Raw genomic sequence first — 16,916 nt, forward strand, 5'->3', positions numbered from 1 at the left:
GGCAGATGGCGTTCCCTGGCAAACGATTAGTGCAGAGACGGTTTGGCGGCGGCCGGCACGTCTTTTTTGGTCTCGGAGAACAGCAGCAGCGGTGCGACGCGCAGGTACTCCATGACTTCCATATAGTCGCTCTCGCCGTCTTCGGACTCTTCCAGCGCGTCTTGCACCTGGGAAATGGCCGCCAGATCCTGCAGCACTTCGGTGGCCTCGGTGCTCAGCATGCTGCTGTCACGGCAATTCAGGCCGAAACCGCTGAGGAAACCCTGGCACCACTGGCCCAGTGCGGCGGCACGCTCGGTGAGTGGGGCGTCGTCGGTCGGCAGCAACAGAACGACGGTCACGTCATCGCCGGTGAGCTCGCCCTTGACCATCTCTTGCAGGCCGATCAGGGCGTTGCGAACGTTGTCCTGCGGCTCGGTTTCGAGCAGTTCGGCGGCGTCGATCAGCCAGCCTTCGGCGTCGAAACCGGCGCCGGCGCAGCTGCGGCCGAGCAACAGGCCGTGCAGCTCAGCTGGCGAGACGTTGTGACCGCTGGAAGTCAGCAGGGTGGCGAAGGCTTGGTACGGGGAATTCTGAATGGTCATGGGCAGCTAGGCGCCAGACGGCGCTATGTCTAGAATGAAGGCCTTGTATCCTACATCGACTACCCCTGTAGGAGCGAGCTCGCTCGCGATGGTCGTCAACGATAACGCTGGGTACCTGACACCCCGCGGCGTTCTCATGTTCATCGCGAGCAAGCTCGCTCCTACAGTCCAACACCCATCAGACAGTGAAGACAATGGAAGACACCGACCTGCAAGCGCTGATGGCCAGACTCGAGCTGCTGATTACCCGAGTCGAGCAACTAAAGAGTCAAAACGGACTCTTACTAGCTCAGGAAAAGACCTGGCGCGAAGAACGCGCGCACCTCATTGAAAAAAACGAAATCGCCCGGCGTAAGGTCGAATCGATGATTTCGCGCCTCAAGGCCCTGGAGCAAGACTCATGAGTTCAAGCAATAGCGTCACCGTGCAGATCCTCGACAAAGAGTATTCGATCATCTGCCCTCAGGAAGAGCGCAGTAATCTGATCAGCGCAGCCCGTTATCTGGACGGCAAAATGCGCGAGATCCGCAGCAGCGGCAAAGTCATCGGCGCCGACCGTATCGCCGTGATGGCAGCGCTGAACATCACCCACGACCTGCTGCACAAGGAAGAACGCCCGGATATCCAGGCCAGCGGCTCGACCCGCGAACAGGTGCGTGACCTGCTCGATCGCGTCGATCTGGTGCTCGCCACCGATCCGGACGTCACCAAGGGCTGATTCGCGCCGCCGCTTGCGGTATAATCCCCTCACTCCCTGGGGTGCTTGCCAGTTGGCGATGTCCCTGAGCCGATTTGCTATACCCTGGAGGTTGCACGTTGGGCTGGTGTGCATGTCCGCTAGACGGAAAGCCTTAAAGCCTACTGCATCTTCCACCTTGAACTTTCGGGTTCAAGGGCTAAGTCGACAGCGGCACATTCGGGGAGCCTGATTTCCAGTCCAATGCCGGTTTTGATACCGGCATTGGCGTTTTTACGGGTACGCTTCACGTATCCGCATTGTTGAAGCCCGAATACATGACCGAACCTGCGCTGCTCCCCCGCCCGCAACTTCGACGCATGCTGCGCAAGGCCCGCCGCGCACTGACCCCCAGCCAGCAGCGCCAGGCCGCTCGCGGGCTGTACAAGCAATTGGCCCAGCAACCGCTGTTCCGCCGCGCCAAACACATCTCGCTCTACCTGCCGACCGACGGTGAAATCGATCCGCGCCTGTTGCTGCGTGCCGCACAGCGTCGAGGCAAGGCCACCTATCTGCCGGTCCTGAGCGCCTGGCCGCGAACCAAAATGGTGTTCCAGCGCATCCGGCCCGGGGAAAAGCTCAAACCCAACCGCTTTCGTATTCTCGAGCCACGGGCCAACCTCGCCCGGCAACGCAAGATCTGGGCACTGGACCTGGTGTTGTTGCCCTTGGTGGGGTTTGACGATGTCGGCGGACGCCTGGGGATGGGCGGCGGTTTCTATGATCGGAGCCTGGCCTATCTGGCGCGACGAAACGACTGGCGCAAGCCGACGCTGTTGGGGCTTGCCCATGAATGTCAGAAGGTGGAGCGATTGGCTCAGGCAAGCTGGGATGTGCCGCTGCAAGGAACGGTGACGGACAAGGCCTGGTATTACGCAGGGTAGGCGCCACTTCGATCAGCGACGCCGAGGCAACAGGATCAGCGTTTGAAGGCTGTCGACTGTTGCTGCAATTGGGCGAGCTCGACTGGTGCATCGGTCTTGCTGGCCCACAGGCTTTGGGCATAGCCAGTGGTCACGACGCCAAGGCCAAACAAAATGACCAGAATCCATAGTAAATCCGGTTTGCGTTTCATCGATTACCCCCCAAAGGCATATCTACACGATGACAGCAGCGGTTTCCGTTTGTAGGCCGTGCAGCAGCGTCAAGCTTTAAAGGCCGGCATTTTGCGACAACGTGAACCGCTGCGCAAATGCTGACGTCAACCGACTGTCGGTTTGTCATAAAATCGCCGACAAGCTGCTCAATCACCTCGCAAGGAGCAACAGACATGGCCTATTGGCTGATGAAATCCGAGCCCGACGAACTCTCGATCAAAGGACTGGAAAAGCTCGGCAAAGCGCGCTGGGACGGGGTTCGCAACTATCAGGCACGCAATTTCCTGCGGGCTATGGCCGTGGGGGACGAGTTCTTTTTCTATCATTCCAGCTGCCCCGAGCCTGGTATTGCCGGAATCGGAAAAATTGTCGAAGCCGCGTATTCGGACCCGACGGCACTGGAGCCGCAGAGCCATTATTTTGACCCGAAGGCCACCCCGGACAAAAATGCCTGGAGCGCGATCGATGTCGCGCATGTCGAGACCTTTGCCCGGGTGCTGAAACTGGATTACCTGAAGCAGCAGACGGCGCTGGCCGAGTTGCCGCTGGTGCAGAAAGGTTCGCGGCTGTCGGTGATGCCGGTGACCCCGGAGCAGTGGGCGGCGGTGATTGCACTGCGTTGAGATGCCTCTGTAGGAGCCGGCTTGCCGGCGATGGCGGTCTTGAGGGCGCTATCGCTGCGATGCGGCGACCCGACAAGCCAGCTCCTACAGAATCCAGCATTACTGGATGATCAGGTTGTTGAACAACAGATCCTCAACCACCGGCTTACCGGTTTCGTCGTTCATCACTTGCTGGGTCTGCTTCAGCGCTTCCTGACGCAGCTTTTCCTTGGCCTCGACGTTGTTCATCGTCTCGGTAGTCTGCTGGGCGAACAGCGCGACCAATTGATTGCGGATCAAAGGCTCATTGGCCTTCACCGCTTTGGCCGCCTCGTCACCGGTCACCCGCAACGCCACATCGGCCTTGTAGACCTTCAGTTTCGGCGTGCCGTCCAGCCCGTAGTTACCCACGAACGGCGGGCTCAGGGTGATGTAACTGACCTTCGGGGCTGCATCCTCTTTGGCTTCTTCGGCCACTGCTGTCACAGGCAAAGACAGGGCCAGCATCAAAATGATCCACGCTTTCAAAATTCGCTCCTTATCCGGTTTGCGGCCTGGCATAACGACCCGTCACGCCAGCACAAGCTTATGGCTGACTATCAGGGCCAGGCATGCTCGTTGACCCATCAACTCACACACCTACACTTATCGGCCATCACTCCCAAAGGAATAGCCCTGATGAAAGCCGTGCTGTGCAAAGCCTTCGGCCCTGCCGAATCGCTGGTGCTGGAAGACGTCGCCAGTCCTGTCGCGAAGAAGAATGAAATCCTGCTGGACGTGCACGCCGCCGGGGTCAACTTCCCCGACACGTTGATCATCGAGGGCAAATACCAGTTCAAGCCGCCCTTCCCGTTCTCTCCGGGTGGCGAAGCGTCCGGTGTGGTCAGCGCCGTGGGCGAAAAGGTCAGCCACTTGAAAGTCGGTGATCGGGTCATGGCCCTGACCGGCTGGGGCAGCTTTGCCGAACAGGTCGCCGTGCCGGGCTACAACGTGTTGCCGATCCCGCCGTCCATGGACTTCAACACTGCCGCCGCCTTCAGCATGACCTACGGCACCTCGATGCACGCCCTGAAGCAGCGCGGCAACCTGCAACAGGGCGAAACCCTGCTGGTGCTTGGCGCCTCCGGCGGTGTCGGCCTGGCCGCGGTGGAAATCGGCAAAGCCATGGGCGCCCGGGTGATCGCCGCAGCCAGCAGCGCAGAGAAACTCGCCGTGGCCAAGGCCGCCGGCGCCGACGAACTGATCAACTACAGCGAAACCAGCCTGAAAGACGAAATCAAGCGCCTGACCGACGGCCAGGGCGCTGACGTGATCTACGATCCAGTCGGCGGCGACCTGTTCGACCAGGCCATCCGCGCCATCGCCTGGAACGGCCGTCTGCTGGTGGTCGGCTTCGCCAGCGGGCGCATTCCCGAATTGCCGGTGAACCTGGCACTGCTCAAGGGCGCGGCGGTGCTCGGCGTGTTCTGGGGCTCGTTCGCCCAACGTCAGCCGCAAGACAACGCGGCGAACTTCCAGCAACTGTTCGGCTGGTTTGCCGAAGGCAAATTGACGCCGCTGGTGTCGCAGGTGTATCCGCTGAGCAATGCGGCGCAGGCGATCAATGATCTTGGTCAGCGTAAAGCGGTCGGGAAAGTGGTGGTGCAGGTTCGCTGAGAACTTCTATTGCGGAGTGAATCGATAGCAGATTCATTCCGCAATACAGCGCAACAAGGTCAAGCTTTGAATCGACTACTCAACGACTCGGGAAGTGCGTCCAAGTACGTGCCATCAGGATTCTTCTGACAAGCACCGATTGCTCGCGGAAAGGCACCGCCCAGAACCGTGCTCCATCGCATAGACTGCTCATGTGTGAATTCCTGCGCCGGTATGCTTGAAACCAGACCTAACGCAACGAGTGTTTCGGTAAACAACGGCATTTCTCTCAATGCCTTCCTTGGGTGTTGAATTCGAAATTTTGCGACTTCTTCATTCAACTGACTGCAACGCAGCCCACCGACTTTCTTCTTGTAGGCTTGATACAAGCCCATATCGAGCGTTCGAACGAAAACGCTTTCGTAGCGAACGGTTTCAGGATTGCCCTCAAGAGGCCAAGGCTTGAACCGCCATTGCATCATTGCCTTCCTGACTGACTCACCGAACTTTGGGTTCGTAGCGTTCTCAATCTCCACCTCGCTGACCGAACCGTCATTACTGACGGTATAAGAAACCTTGGCCAAAACCTTCCTTTGACCATCGAAATGCTCAATTGGAAAATCTGCGTGCGGGGAATAGTCCGGCTCAAGTTTGAAGTCGGCAAAAATAATCGCGGGGGCTAAAAGCAAAAAAAGCGCTATTACAGATTTCATTGAGTCACCCATCCTGACGAGATTGGCCTCGCCGGCCACTCACAGGACTTTAAAGAACCACTGAAACTATCAAAATCAGCTTGCTCTGCTATTCACGAAAGAACTTTCCCAAAACCCGCCTTACAACCCCCCGAAAACCCGTAGGAAGCCGCGAAAGTAACGTTTCCTACAGCGTCCTTCACTTACATCTGAGCGACATGTTCATAAAGGAACACGCGACTTCCAACATTTCCGCTGTTTTGCCGATGAGAACCGATGATATTTTCGGTAACGAAACTGTAATATTCGTATCCGCAGTCAAAACAAGAAATCTGGAGCTCTTGAATGTTTGCTTTCTTTCGTCCTGCCGTACATCAGGCTCCATTGCCTGAAGACAAAATAGACAGCACCTACCGACGCCTGCGCTGGCAGATTTTCGCCGGCATCTTCTTTGGCTATGCCGGTTACTACCTGCTGCGCAAAAACTTCTCCCTGGCCATGCCGTACCTGATCGATGAGGGCTACTCCCGTGGTCAGCTGGGTCTGGCGATGTCCGCCATCGCGATTGCCTACGGCCTGTCGAAGTTCCTCATGGGCCTGGTGTCCGACCGCTCTAACCCGCGCTTCTTCCTGCCGTTCGGCCTGCTGGTGTCGGCCGGGGTGATGTTCATTTTCGGTTTCGCGCCCTGGGCAACGTCCAGCGTGACCATGATGTTCATTCTGCTGTTCATCAACGGCTGGGCGCAGGGCATGGGTTGGCCACCGAGCGGCCGGACCATGGTGCACTGGTGGTCACAGAAGGAACGTGGCGGCGTGGTGTCCGTGTGGAACGTGGCACACAACGTCGGCGGTGGCCTGATCGGTCCGTTGTTCCTGATCGGCATGGGCCTGTTCAATGACTGGCACGCCGCGTTCTACGTGCCGGCTGCAGTGGCGCTGGCAGTGGCGGTGTTTGCCTTTGTGACCATGCGCGACACCCCGCAATCGGTTGGCCTGCCGCCGATCGAGCAGTACAAGAACGACTACCCGGAAGGCTACGACGCCAGCCACGAAGAGGAATTCAGCGCCAAGGAAATCTTCGTCAAATACGTGCTGCGCAACAAAATGCTCTGGTACATCGCCATGGCCAACGTCTTTGTCTATCTGCTGCGCTACGGCGTGCTGGACTGGGCACCGACCTACCTCAAGGAAGCCAAGGGTTTCACCGTAGACAAAACTTCGTGGGCGTATTTCTTCTACGAGTGGGCAGGTATCCCGGGCACGCTGCTGTGCGGCTGGATGTCGGACAAGATCTTCCGTGGCAACCGTGGCCTGACCGGCATGGTGTTCATGGCGCTGGTGACGGTCGCGACGCTGGTTTACTGGCTCAACCCGGCCGGCAATCCGATGGTCGACATGATCGCGCTGCTTTCCATTGGCTTCCTGATCTACGGCCCGGTGATGCTGATCGGCCTGCAGGCGCTGGAACTGGCTCCGAAGAAAGCTGCCGGTACGGCGGCAGGCTTTACCGGGCTGTTCGGTTACTTGGGCGGTTCGGTCGCGGCCAGTGCAGCGATGGGCTACACCGTGGACCATTTCGGTTGGGACGGCGGTTTCGTGTTACTGGTCGGCGCCTGCCTGTTGGCGATGGCCTTCCTGGCCCCGACGCTACGACACAAACAGATCGCCAGTCAGGGCCGCGAAGCGCTCGCTTGATCGGCCTTTGACTTACAGCGCTTGAGCCGCGCCTCCAGATTCCGGTCTGGCATGGCGTGGCTGCGCAGGGCGTGCGCGGTCTGCTCGACATAATCGCGAGTGCTGCCGTAGCGCCCGCAGGCGTTTTCAAACACATGGCTCAGCACATGGTCCGGCAAGTTGCCGGCATAGCTGGGCAGGTGTCGCTCCAGCACAAAGCCCAATGCCTGTACCTGGCTGCCATCTTCGAGACGGCAGTTGAGCCAGTGCGGGCGGTAGGAAGGGAATGGCATCTCGCGCTGCCAAAGTGCGTAAAGCGATGCTTCGAGTTGCTCTTCGGGCAAGCGATAGGCGAAACCGCTGCAAGAACCGCCGCGATCCAGGCCAAACACCAGGCCGGGCATTTCCGGTGTGCCGCGATGTTCGTGGGACCACAGGTACAACCCGCGATGGTAACCATGCACCCGGCCGCGAACCCGCTCAACCGCCGTGCATTCAGGGCGCCAGATCAGCGAACCATACGCAAACAACCAGACCGGCCCGCCCTTGTGGCGCGCCATGGTCAATTGCATCGAGCTGAGCAGTTGTTCGTGAGTGAGCTGCGGCCCCAGATCGAGCCGCGGAGGGTAAGCCAGATTCAAAAAAGCAGATTCAATGGCGCTCATGGCAACAGTTGTTCGGCCCCGCAAGCATTACAAAATGTAATGCACTATTAATGTAATAGAACATATAGCAGTAAAGGTAAAACGAAAAGTGATAAAGGACGTTTGCCTGACTGTTTATATACCCTAATGTCATTTTGCAAATATCTTAAATACCAGAATGAAATATGCATAAGCATTGAGTCCCTCCGGGAATAAAGCCGCTTATCAGAAACGTCCTACTCCCCCTTCAGATTTACCGCCTTCTGGCCCCCATCGAGCGTCGCGTATAACGGCCACACAGGCGCAAGCCAGACTGCCTTTACAGGGGGCCGCCAATGAAAAAACCATGGTTTTACGCAGTGCTGTCGATGGCCTTGGCGCCATTGGCGCTGGCACAGCCCGCAAACTCAAAGGACACCGGCTCCTGGTATTTGCAGACCAGTGTTTATACGAAGCACTATTCGCCCGACCCCAGGCACAACAACAATCAGGATCTGATTGGTCTTGAACGTATCGACGCGTCCGACCGGCTGTTTGGCGCTGCCACTTTTCGCAATTCGTACAGTCAACGCTCACACTATGCCTACGCGGGTAAACGCTACGAAAGCGCCTCCTATCCCGTGTATATCAAATTCACGGGCGGCCTGCTGGAAGGCTACCGTGGCAAACATAAGGACAAGATCCCCCTGAATCGCTTCGGGGTCGCACCGGTGATCATCCCCTCACTGGGCGCACATTACGGTCCGGTGGCAGCCGAGCTGGTGTTGCTCGGCTTCAACGCCGCCATGGTGACCACTGGCGTGCGCTTCTGATCCCGCGCTGACCTACGAGCGTGGCGCGTAGGCAAAAACGTCGGCACGCATCTGATGCGCATCCATTCCCGCTTCCACCAGCGCATCCAGCGTGCCGTAGACCATGGCCGGAGAGCCGCTGGCGTACACGTGCAGCGGCTTGAGGTCAGGGAAGTCTTCACAGACCGCTTCATGCAACATGCCGCAACGCCCTTCCCAGTTGCATTGATCGCTGACGACCTTGTGCAGGAACAGATTGGGCAGCTTCAGCCATTCGTCCCAATGCTCGACTTGATAAAAGTCTTCTGGACGACGCACGCCCCAATACAGGTGCACCGGATGTTTGAAACCCGAGGCCCGGCAATGTTCGATCAGGCCATGGATCTGGCCCATGCCGGTGCCAGCGGCGATCAGCACGAGAGGACCGTCCGGCAACTCTTCCAGATGGGTATCGCCAAACGGCAACTCGACCCGCACCATGCTGTTGCGCTGAAGCTGTTCGATCAGACCCAGCGCACTGGATTCACGCGCCAGTACGTGGATTTCCAGGTCGCGTCCCGCATGCGGTGCCGAGGCGAGGGAGAAGGCGGACTTTTCGCCGCTCTCGCGTTCGATCATCAGGTACTGACCGGCGTGGTAGCGCGGCGGTTTACCGGCCGGAGCCCGCAGACGCACGCGCCAGGTGTCGCCGCCCACGTCCTTGCACTCAATGACCTGACACGACACGCTGCGCACCGGCAGTTCTCCCAAGGCGAGCACGCCATCCCACAGCACGATGCAGTCTTCCAGCGGCTCCGCTATGCAAGTGTAGAACTCGCCATGATCACGCACATTGCCGGCCTGCTCGACCCGCCCTTCCACCAGCAGCGCGGCGCACACGTGGCAATTGCCGTTGCGGCAGCTTTGCGGGCATTCGTAGCCCAGACGGCGTGCGCCATCGAGAATCCGCTCGCCGGGCAATATCTCAAGCACTGCTCCGGAGGGCTGCAAGGTTACACGCATCAATCTATTCCTAACTGATTCCAGATGGCATCGATCCGCTGGGTCACGGCATCGTCCTTGACGATGACCCTGCCCCACTCGCGGGTGGTTTCGCCCGGCCATTTATGTGTGGCATCGAGGCCCATTTTCGAACCCAGGCCGGACACCGGCGAAGCGAAGTCCAGGTAGTCGATCGGCGTGTTGTCGATCATCACCGTGTCGCGCTTGGGGTCCATGCGCGTGGTGATGGCCCAGATCACGTCGTTCCAGTCCCGGGCGTTGATATCGTCGTCGGTGACGATAACGAACTTGGTGTACATGAACTGTCGTAAAAACGACCAGACACCCAGCATTACCCGCTTGGCGTGGCCCGGATACGACTTCTTCATGGTCACGATGGCCATGCGGTACGAGCAGCCTTCGGGCGGCAAGTAGAAATCGGTGATCTCCGGGAACTGCTTCTGCAGGATCGGCACGAACACCTCGTTCAGCGCAACGCCGAGAATCGCCGGCTCGTCCGGTGGACGGCCGGTGTAGGTGCTGTGGTAGATCGGTTTGATCCGGTGAGTGATGCGCTCGACAGTGAACACCGGGAAGCTGTCGACCTCGTTGTAGTAACCGGTGTGGTCGCCGTACGGGCCTTCATCGGCCATTTCGCCCGGATGGATCACGCCTTCGAGGATGATTTCGGCGGTGGCCGGCACTTGCAGGTCATTGCCGCGGCATTTCACCAGCTCGGTGCGGTTACCGCGCAACAGGCCGGCGAAAGCGTATTCGGAAAGGCTGTCGGGAACCGGGGTCACGGCACCAAGGATGGTCGCTGGGTCCGCGCCCAATGCCACGGATACCGGGAACGGCTGGCCGGGATGCTTCTCGCACCATTCGCGGTAATCCAGCGCGCCGCCACGGTGGCTCAGCCAGCGCATGATGACCTTGTTGCGACCGATCACTTGCTGACGATAGATGCCGAGGTTCTGGCGATCCTTGTTCGGGCCTTTGGTGACGGTCAGGCCCCAGGTGATCAACGGGCCAACGTCGCCCGGCCAGCAGGTCTGCACCGGCAACATGGCCAGGTCGACGTCGTCGCCTTCGATGACCACTTCCTGGCACACCGCGTCCTTGACGACTTTCGGCGCCATCGAAATGATCTTGCGGAAAATCGGCAGCTTGGACCAGGCATCCTTCAGACCTTTCGGTGGCTCGGGTTCCTTGAGGAACGCCAGCAGCTTGCCGATTTCGCGCAGTTCGCTGACCGCCTCGGCGCCCATGCCCAGCGCCACGCGCTCGGGGGTGCCAAACAGGTTGCCGAGCACGGGAATGTCGTAACCGGTGGGTTTTTCGAAAAGCAGGGCTGGCCCCTTGGCGCGCAAAGTGCGGTCACAGACCTCGGTCATTTCCAGTACTGGGGACACCGGAACCTGGATGCGCTTGAGTTCACCGCGCTGTTCCAGGCCGCTGATAAAGTCGCGCAAGTCGCGATACTGCATGCGTGAGCCTCGTGTTGGCCGTGGCGTTCGGGGCAGGCAGTTTAGCGCCGAACCCTTCGGTTCAGAACCACGAACTGCCACCTGATCAAAAATCGGATAGCAAAAAGCCGGGTTTCCCCGGCTTTTTGTGCCTGCTCGACTTACTTGCGCTTCATCGACAGGAAGAACTCATCGTTGGTCTTGGTCGTTTTCAGCTTGTCGACCAGGAACTCGATGGCAGCGATTTCATCCATCGGATGCAGTAGCTTGCGCAGAATCCACATGCGCTGCAGCTCGTCGTCGGCGGTCAGCAACTCTTCGCGGCGGGTGCCGGAACGGTTGATGTTGATGGCCGGGAACACGCGCTTTTCAGCGATACGACGATCCAGCGGCAGTTCCATGTTGCCGGTGCCTTTGAATTCTTCGTAGATCACTTCGTCCATCTTCGAGCCGGTTTCTACCAGCGCGGTGGCGATGATGGTCAGCGAGCCGCCTTCTTCGATGTTCCGCGCAGCGCCGAAGAAACGTTTCGGTTTCTCCAGGGCGTGGGCATCGACACCACCGGTGAGCACTTTGCCGGAGCTCGGGATCACGGTGTTGTAGGCGCGAGCCAGACGAGTGATGGAGTCGAGCAGGATCACCACGTCCTTCTTGTGCTCGACCAGGCGCTTGGCCTTCTCGATCACCATTTCGGCAACCTGCACGTGGCGGGTTGGCGGCTCGTCGAACGTCGAGGCAACCACTTCGCCGCGCACGGTGCGCTGCATTTCGGTTACTTCTTCCGGACGCTCATCGATCAGCAGCACGATCAGATGAACTTCAGGATTGTTACGCGCGATGTTCGCGGCAATGTTCTGCAGCATGATCGTCTTGCCGGCTTTCGGCGGTGCAACGATCAGACCGCGCTGGCCTTTGCCGATCGGGGCGCACAGGTCGATGACACGACCGGTCAAGTCTTCGGTGGAACCGTTGCCGGCTTCCATCTTCATGCGCACGGTCGGGAACAGCGGGGTCAGGTTCTCGAAGAGAATCTTGTTTTTCGCGTTTTCCGGACGGTCGAAGTTGATGGTGTCGACCTTGAGCAGCGCGAAATAACGCTCGCCTTCCTTTGGAGGGCGGATCTTGCCAACGATGGTGTCACCGGTGCGCAAGTTGAAACGACGGATCTGGCTCGGCGAGACATAGATATCGTCTGGACCGGCGAGATAGGAAGCGTCAGCGGAGCGCAGGAAGCCGAAGCCGTCCTGGAGGATCTCCAGCACGCCATCACCGGAGATTTCCTCACCGCTTTTCGCGTGCTTCTTGAGCAGGGAGAAAATCACGTCCTGCTTGCGCGAACGGGCCATATTTTCTATGCCCATCTGTTCGGCCAATTCGAGCAGTTCGGTAATCGGCTTTTGCTTGAGTTCAGTCAGATTCATATAGGAATGACGTAATCATTTATGGAGGGGGGAAATTAAGCTTTTGGCTTAATGAGGCCGCGCCGCAGAGAAGGCGACAGGATCGCGTACTTATTCGAAAAGGAGTGCGTCGGCGACGGCTAGCAGGGGGCAATGGAGAAACCAGTGCGGGGCCGAATGTACCACCTGAGTTTAGGAGCGTCTAGCCCTGAATACGCAAAAAGCCCCGCTATTTGCGGGGCTTTTTCAGGACACTTTGCTGCGACGCTTAGATGTTGGCGTCGAGGAAGGCAGCCAGTTGCGATTTCGACAGTGCGCCGACCTTGGTCGCTTCAACGTTGCCGTTCTTGAACAGCATCAGGGTCGGGATACCGCGCACGCCATGCTTGGCCGGGGTTTCCTGGTTTTCGTCGATGTTCAGCTTGGCAACGGTCAGCTTGCCTTTGTAGGTCTCGGCAATTTCGTCCAGAACAGGAGCGATCATTTTGCAAGGGCCGCACCATTCAGCCCAGTAATCGACCAGTACAGCGCCTTCAGCCTTGAGTACTTCGGCCTCGAAGCTAGCGTCGCTAACGTGTTTGATAAGATCGCTGCTCATGGAATTCTCCAGGGTTGTAAGCAAAAAAACGTGGCCCATCATAGCGGTCCTTACCTCGTTCAGGAAGGTGCAGTTGATTGAGTCTCGCTATGGTGTTCCATGAGTTTGGGTATAGCCCAGGTCACGCCGTGGCGGGAGCGACGAAGGCGATTCCAGTGCGCAACGCCGCGTTACGCACATGCTCGCGCATGGCTTTCTGCGCGGCGCCAGAGGCTCGGCGAGCCAGCGCACGAAGGATCTTGCGGTGTTCCTGCCAGGTTTCCATGGCCCGCTCGGCCCGGATGAACGGTAGCTTCTGACTCTCCAGGAAGATGTCGGCACTGGCAGTCAGGATACTCAGCATCGCCTGATTGCCGCTGGCCAGCAGGATGCGTCGGTGGAATTCAAAGTCCAGCCGCGCCGCCGCTTCGAAATCGGCTGCTTTCAGTTCGTTGCGCATGGCGGCGACATTGTCCTCCAGCGCATCGAGTTCATCGGTGCTCAAGGTCACGGCCGCCAGCCCCGCGGCAAACCCCTCCAGCGCGTAGCGCAACTGGAAGATATCCAGCGGCGAAGCCTGCGCCGCGAACGGCCAGCCTGGCGCTGCCTCGCCTCGCGGCAGCTCCACCGGCGCCTGCACGAACACGCCTTTGCCCGGCTGGATGCTGATCACGCCCAGCGCACTCAATGATGACAACGCCTCGCGCAACGATGCCCGACTAACCCCCAATTGCACCGCCAGTTCCCGTTGCGAGGGCAAGGCATCCCCCGGCCCGAAGCCCTGCTCGGTAATCAGTTTGCGGATGGCCTGCAGCGCCACTTCAGGTACGGCACGGGAGATCGAATTCATGGTTTTCCAAACGAACCAGGACAATGTGCGCCCAGTTGTAAAGCTATTCACGACGCCCGGCAAGTCGTGCCCCATGGGGGTTCGGCAATTTTCCTGGCTGCGCTATCGGGGTGCGAAATACAACCTGACTGTTCAGACCAGTAAGACCGTTCGACACCAGCAAAACCGCGCCCTGGCGCCCTCAAAACCCTAAGTTGGCATGGCCCATGCTCTGTCGATCCGCAGAAATCACTGCTCACCGATCCGGAGATTTGCCATGACCCAGCGTTACCGCGCCCTCCTCGCTATCCTGTTTGCCAGCCTGCTGCTGAGCCAGGTCCCCGCCCACGCCGACGGTCTGGACGATGTGGTCAAGCGCGGAGTCCTCAAGGTCGCCGTGCCCCAGGACTTCCCGCCCTTCGGCTCGGTCGGCCCGGACATGCAACCCCGGGGACTCGACATCGACACCGCGAAACTGCTGGCCGACCAGCTCAAGGTCAAACTCGAACTGACGCCGGTCAACAGCACCAACCGCATCCCGTTCCTCACCACCGGCAAGGTCGACCTGGTGATCTCCAGCCTCGGCAAGAACCCGGAGCGCGAAAAAGTCATCGACTTCTCCCGCGCCTACGCGCCGTTTTACCTCGCTGTATTCGGTCCGCCAGACGCCAGCATCAAAGGTCTGGACGATCTCAAGGGCAAGACCATCAGCGTCACCCGCGGTGCCATCGAAGACATCGAGCTGACCAAGGTCGCCCCCGAAGGTGTGACCATCAAGCGCTTCGAAGACAACAACTCGACCATCGCCGCGTATCTGGCGGGCCAGGTCGACCTGATCGCCAGCGGTAACGTGGTGATGGTGGCGATCAGCGAGAAAAGTCCGAAACGCGTACCGGCGCTGAAGGTGAAGCTCAAGGATTCGCCGGTCTACATCGGTGTTAACAAGAACGAGCCGGCGCTGCTGGATAAGGTCAACCAGATCCTCGTCACCGCCAAGAGCGACGGCGCACTGGAGAAAAACGCCCTCACCTGGCTGAAAGAACCGCTGCCGGCCGATCTCTGATTCGGCGCGCTGGAGACGTTTTATGGCTTATCAGTTCGATTTCCTGCCGGTGGTGAACAACACCGACCTGTTGCTGCGCGGTGCATTGTTCACCCTTGAGCTGACAGCCATCGGCGCGGTGCTTGGGGTGGGCCTGGGCATCGTCGGGGCGCTGGTGCGAGCGTGGAACATCCGGCCTTTCGCGGGGATTTTCGCGGTCTATGTCGAGTCGATCCGCAACACACCATTTCTGGTGCAGTTGTTTTTCATCTTCTTCGGTTTGCCGTCCCTGGGCATGCAGATTTCCGAATGGCAGGCGGCGGTGCTGGCGATGGTCATCAACCTCGGCGCCTATTCGACCGAGATTATCCGTGCTGGCATCCAGGCGATCCCCCGGGGTCAGTTGGAAGCCGCGGCGGCGTTGGCGATGACACGTTTCGAAGCCTTTCGTCACGTGGTGCTGCTGCCGGCGCTGGGTAAGGTCTGGCCAGCCCTGAGCAGCCAGATCATCATCGTGATGCTCGGCTCGGCGGTGTGTTCACAGATTGCCACTGAAGAGCTGAGCTTCGCGGCCAACTTCATTCAATCGCGCAACTTCCGGGCCTTTGAAACCTATGCCCTGACCACGCTGCTCTATCTGTGCATGGCGCTGCTGATCCGCCAATTGCTGAACTGGATCGGGCATCGGTTTATCGCGAGGAACAGCCAATGAGCGATTTCACCTTCTGGGACATCGTGCGCAACCTGCTCACCGGCCTGCAATGGACGCTGGCGCTGTCGCTGGTGGCGTTCATTGGCGGCGGATTGATCGGCTTGCTGATCATGGTCATGCGCATCTCGGATAAATCCCTGCCGCGCAGTTTCGCTCGTACTTACATCGAACTGTTCCAGGGCACGCCGCTGTTGATGCAGCTGTTCCTGGTGTTTTTTGGCGTGGCGCTGGCCGGTGTGGAGATTTCGCCGTGGATGGCGGCGGCGATCGCTCTGACGCTGTTCACCAGCGCTTACCTGGCGGAGATCTGGCGCGGTTGCGTCGAGTCGATTCCCAACGGCCAGTGGGAAGCCTCATCGAGCCTGGCGCTGAACCCGCTGGAGCAACTGCGCTACGTGATCCTGCCACAAGCCCTGCGTATCGCCGTGGCGCCGACTGTGGGCTTCTCCGTGCAAGTGGTCAAAGGCACCGCCGTTACCTCGATCATCGGTTTCACCGAATTGACCAAGACTGGCGGCATGCTCGCCAACGCCACCTTCGAACCCTTCATGGTCTACGGCCTCGTCGCTCTCGGCTATTTCCTGCTCTGTTATCCCTTGTCGCTCAGTGCGCGCTACCTGGAAAGGAGACTGCATGCCTCTGCTTAGAATTTCCGCCCTGCATAAATACTACGGCGATCACCATGTGCTCAAAGGCATCGACCTGAGTGTCGAGGAAGGCCAGGTGGTGGCGATCATCGGCCGCAGCGGTTCGGGCAAATCGACCTTGCTGCGCACCCTCAACGGCCTGGAGTCGATCAACGACGGCGTGATCGAAGTCGACGGCGAGTACCTGGACGCCGCCCGCGCCGACCTGCGCAGCCTGCGGCAGAAAGTCGGCATGGTGTTCCAACAGTTCAACCTGTTCCCGCACCTGACCGTGGGCGAGAACGTCATGCTCGCGCCGCAAGTGGTGCAGAAAGCACCAAAAGCCAAGGCCGCCGAACTGGCGCGGCAGATGCTGGAGCGGGTCGGGCTGGGGGAGAAATTCGATGCCTTCCCGGATCGACTGTCCGGCGGGCAGCAACAGCGGGTGGCGATTGCCCGTGCCCTGGCGATGTCGCCGAAAGTGCTGCTGTGCGATGAAATCACCTCAGCCCTGGACCCGGAGCTGGTCAATGAAGTGCTGAGCGTGGTTCGGCAACTGGCCAGGGAAGGCATGACGCTGATCATGGTCACCCACGAAATGCGCTTCGCACGGGAGGTTGGGGACAAGTTGGTGTTCATGCACCAGGGCAAGGTGCATGAAACAGGCGATCCGAAGGTGTTGTTCGCCAATCCGCAGACGGCGGAGCTGGCGAATTTCATCGGGACGGTTGAGTCTGTGGCCTGAAAGATTTTCGGCGCCGCTCAGGCCGTCATCGCGAGCAGGCTCGCTCCTACATTGGTTGTGTGTCGGTCGTGGGATTAGAGGCA

Annotated in this window: 21 protein-coding genes and 1 other RNA gene; 12 read left to right on the forward strand and 10 right to left on the reverse strand. The window is 59.2% G+C overall.

The window, feature by feature from the left end; genetic code table 11:
• Positions 1-26: 26 nt before the first annotated feature.
• Positions 27-584, reverse strand: a complete 558-nt coding sequence (locus C8K63_RS13495) for a YecA family protein (RefSeq protein WP_108217162.1) — start codon at positions 582-584, stop codon at positions 27-29.
• Between the two features lie 194 nt (positions 585-778).
• On the opposite strand from C8K63_RS13495, the gene C8K63_RS13500 reads away from it, so the two are divergent.
• The 4 genes from C8K63_RS13500 to C8K63_RS13515 all read left to right on the forward strand — a co-directional run bounded on the left by C8K63_RS13500 (position 779) and on the right by C8K63_RS13515 (position 2,204).
• On the forward strand, positions 779-988 hold the full coding sequence (locus C8K63_RS13500; RefSeq protein ID WP_007982902.1) for a TIGR02449 family protein: 210 nt from the start codon (positions 779-781) through the stop codon (positions 986-988).
• Positions 985-1,302 carry a cell division protein ZapA gene (locus tag C8K63_RS13505; RefSeq protein ID WP_039765346.1) on the forward strand — a complete coding sequence of 106 codons (318 nt, stop codon included), beginning with the start codon at positions 985-987 and terminating at the stop codon, positions 1,300-1,302. The genes C8K63_RS13500 and C8K63_RS13505 overlap by 4 nt, the downstream gene beginning before the upstream one ends.
• 30 nt (positions 1,303-1,332) lie before the next feature.
• Positions 1,333-1,511, forward strand: a non-coding RNA gene (gene ssrS / locus C8K63_RS13510) — 6S RNA.
• An 87-nt stretch (positions 1,512-1,598) separates the two neighbouring features.
• Entirely contained in the window at positions 1,599-2,204 is a 606-nt protein-coding gene (locus C8K63_RS13515; RefSeq protein WP_108217254.1) for a 5-formyltetrahydrofolate cyclo-ligase, read from the forward strand.
• Positions 2,205-2,239: 35 nt separating this feature from the next.
• On the opposite strand, the gene C8K63_RS30470 is transcribed toward C8K63_RS13515, so the two are convergent.
• Positions 2,240-2,395: a hypothetical protein gene (locus C8K63_RS30470; RefSeq protein WP_007978897.1), complete on the reverse strand. Its 156-nt coding sequence runs from the start codon at positions 2,393-2,395 to the stop codon at positions 2,240-2,242.
• A 195-nt stretch (positions 2,396-2,590) separates the two neighbouring features.
• Between C8K63_RS30470 and C8K63_RS13520 the strand changes: the two genes are divergently transcribed.
• A complete protein-coding gene (locus C8K63_RS13520; RefSeq protein WP_108217163.1) occupies positions 2,591-3,040 on the forward strand; it encodes an EVE domain-containing protein in 450 nt (149 codons plus the stop codon).
• A 99-nt stretch (positions 3,041-3,139) separates the two neighbouring features.
• On the opposite strand, the gene C8K63_RS13525 is transcribed toward C8K63_RS13520, so the two are convergent.
• Positions 3,140-3,547 carry a flagellar basal body-associated protein FliL gene (locus C8K63_RS13525; RefSeq protein WP_108217164.1) on the reverse strand — a complete coding sequence of 136 codons (408 nt, stop codon included), beginning with the start codon at positions 3,545-3,547 and terminating at the stop codon, positions 3,140-3,142.
• Between the two features lie 150 nt (positions 3,548-3,697).
• Between C8K63_RS13525 and C8K63_RS13530 the strand changes: the two genes are divergently transcribed.
• A complete protein-coding gene (locus tag C8K63_RS13530) occupies positions 3,698-4,675 on the forward strand; it encodes an NADPH:quinone oxidoreductase family protein (protein WP_108217165.1) in 978 nt (325 codons plus the stop codon).
• A 59-nt stretch (positions 4,676-4,734) separates the two neighbouring features.
• Here C8K63_RS13530 and C8K63_RS13535 read toward each other — a convergent pair whose 3' ends face one another.
• On the reverse strand, positions 4,735-5,367 hold the full coding sequence (locus C8K63_RS13535; RefSeq protein WP_158273939.1) for an energy transducer TonB: 633 nt from the start codon (positions 5,365-5,367) through the stop codon (positions 4,735-4,737).
• 324 nt (positions 5,368-5,691) lie between these two features.
• Here C8K63_RS13535 and glpT point away from each other — a divergent pair, with 324 nt between their 5' ends.
• The gene (gene glpT / locus C8K63_RS13540; RefSeq protein ID WP_108217167.1) at positions 5,692-7,041 is read left to right on the forward strand and encodes a glycerol-3-phosphate transporter; all 1,350 of its coding nucleotides are present in this window, start codon (positions 5,692-5,694) and stop codon (positions 7,039-7,041) included.
• Here glpT and C8K63_RS13545 read toward each other — a convergent pair.
• Positions 7,017-7,685 (reverse strand): gamma-glutamylcyclotransferase, encoded by a 669-nt coding sequence (locus C8K63_RS13545; protein ID WP_108217168.1) that lies wholly within the window; start codon positions 7,683-7,685, stop codon positions 7,017-7,019. The two genes, glpT and C8K63_RS13545, sit on opposite strands and share 25 nt — an antisense overlap.
• Positions 7,686-7,999: 314 nt before the next feature.
• Here C8K63_RS13545 and C8K63_RS13550 point away from each other — a divergent pair, with 314 nt between their 5' ends.
• Positions 8,000-8,476 (forward strand): sn-glycerol-3-phosphate transporter, encoded by a 477-nt coding sequence (locus tag C8K63_RS13550; RefSeq protein WP_108217169.1) that lies wholly within the window; start codon positions 8,000-8,002, stop codon positions 8,474-8,476.
• Between the two features lie 12 nt (positions 8,477-8,488).
• Here the strand turns inward: C8K63_RS13550 and C8K63_RS13555 are convergent, their stop codons facing one another.
• The 5 genes from C8K63_RS13555 to C8K63_RS13575 all read right to left on the reverse strand — a co-directional run bounded on the left by C8K63_RS13555 (position 8,489) and on the right by C8K63_RS13575 (position 13,729).
• Complete coding sequence (locus C8K63_RS13555) at positions 8,489-9,457, reverse strand: CDP-6-deoxy-delta-3,4-glucoseen reductase (protein ID WP_108217170.1); 969 nt, start codon at positions 9,455-9,457, stop codon at positions 8,489-8,491.
• Positions 9,457-10,923, reverse strand: a complete 1,467-nt coding sequence (gene ubiD / locus C8K63_RS13560; RefSeq protein WP_108217171.1) for a 4-hydroxy-3-polyprenylbenzoate decarboxylase — start codon at positions 10,921-10,923, stop codon at positions 9,457-9,459. Before ubiD ends, C8K63_RS13555 begins: the two co-directional genes overlap by 1 nt.
• Positions 10,924-11,063: 140 nt before the next feature.
• Positions 11,064-12,323 (reverse strand): transcription termination factor Rho, encoded by a 1,260-nt coding sequence (gene rho, locus C8K63_RS13565; RefSeq protein ID WP_057712815.1) that lies wholly within the window; start codon positions 12,321-12,323, stop codon positions 11,064-11,066.
• A gap of 247 nt (positions 12,324-12,570) precedes the next feature.
• A complete protein-coding gene (gene trxA / locus C8K63_RS13570; RefSeq protein ID WP_108217172.1) occupies positions 12,571-12,900 on the reverse strand; it encodes a thioredoxin TrxA in 330 nt (109 codons plus the stop codon).
• 121 nt (positions 12,901-13,021) lie between these two features.
• Entirely contained in the window at positions 13,022-13,729 is a 708-nt protein-coding gene (locus tag C8K63_RS13575) for a FadR/GntR family transcriptional regulator (protein WP_108217173.1), read from the reverse strand.
• Positions 13,730-13,985: 256 nt separating this feature from the next.
• Here C8K63_RS13575 and C8K63_RS13580 point away from each other — a divergent pair, with 256 nt between their 5' ends.
• From C8K63_RS13580 to C8K63_RS13595, 4 genes are read left to right on the forward strand one after another with little or no spacing between them, the layout of a single operon-like run.
• Entirely contained in the window at positions 13,986-14,771 is a 786-nt protein-coding gene (locus C8K63_RS13580; RefSeq protein WP_108217174.1) for a transporter substrate-binding domain-containing protein, read from the forward strand.
• Positions 14,772-14,793: 22 nt separating this feature from the next.
• Positions 14,794-15,462, forward strand: a complete 669-nt coding sequence (locus C8K63_RS13585) for an amino acid ABC transporter permease (RefSeq protein ID WP_108217175.1) — start codon at positions 14,794-14,796, stop codon at positions 15,460-15,462.
• Positions 15,459-16,109 (forward strand): amino acid ABC transporter permease, encoded by a 651-nt coding sequence (locus C8K63_RS13590; protein WP_108217176.1) that lies wholly within the window; start codon positions 15,459-15,461, stop codon positions 16,107-16,109. Before C8K63_RS13585 ends, C8K63_RS13590 begins: the two co-directional genes overlap by 4 nt.
• Complete coding sequence (locus tag C8K63_RS13595) at positions 16,096-16,833, forward strand: amino acid ABC transporter ATP-binding protein (protein ID WP_108217177.1); 738 nt, start codon at positions 16,096-16,098, stop codon at positions 16,831-16,833. Before C8K63_RS13590 ends, C8K63_RS13595 begins: the two co-directional genes overlap by 14 nt.
• The last annotated feature ends 83 nt before the right edge of the window (positions 16,834-16,916 follow it).

Origin of the sequence: Pseudomonas sp. GV085 (assembly GCF_003050925.1) — a bacterium.
GTDB lineage: Bacteria > Pseudomonadota > Gammaproteobacteria > Pseudomonadales > Pseudomonadaceae > Aquipseudomonas.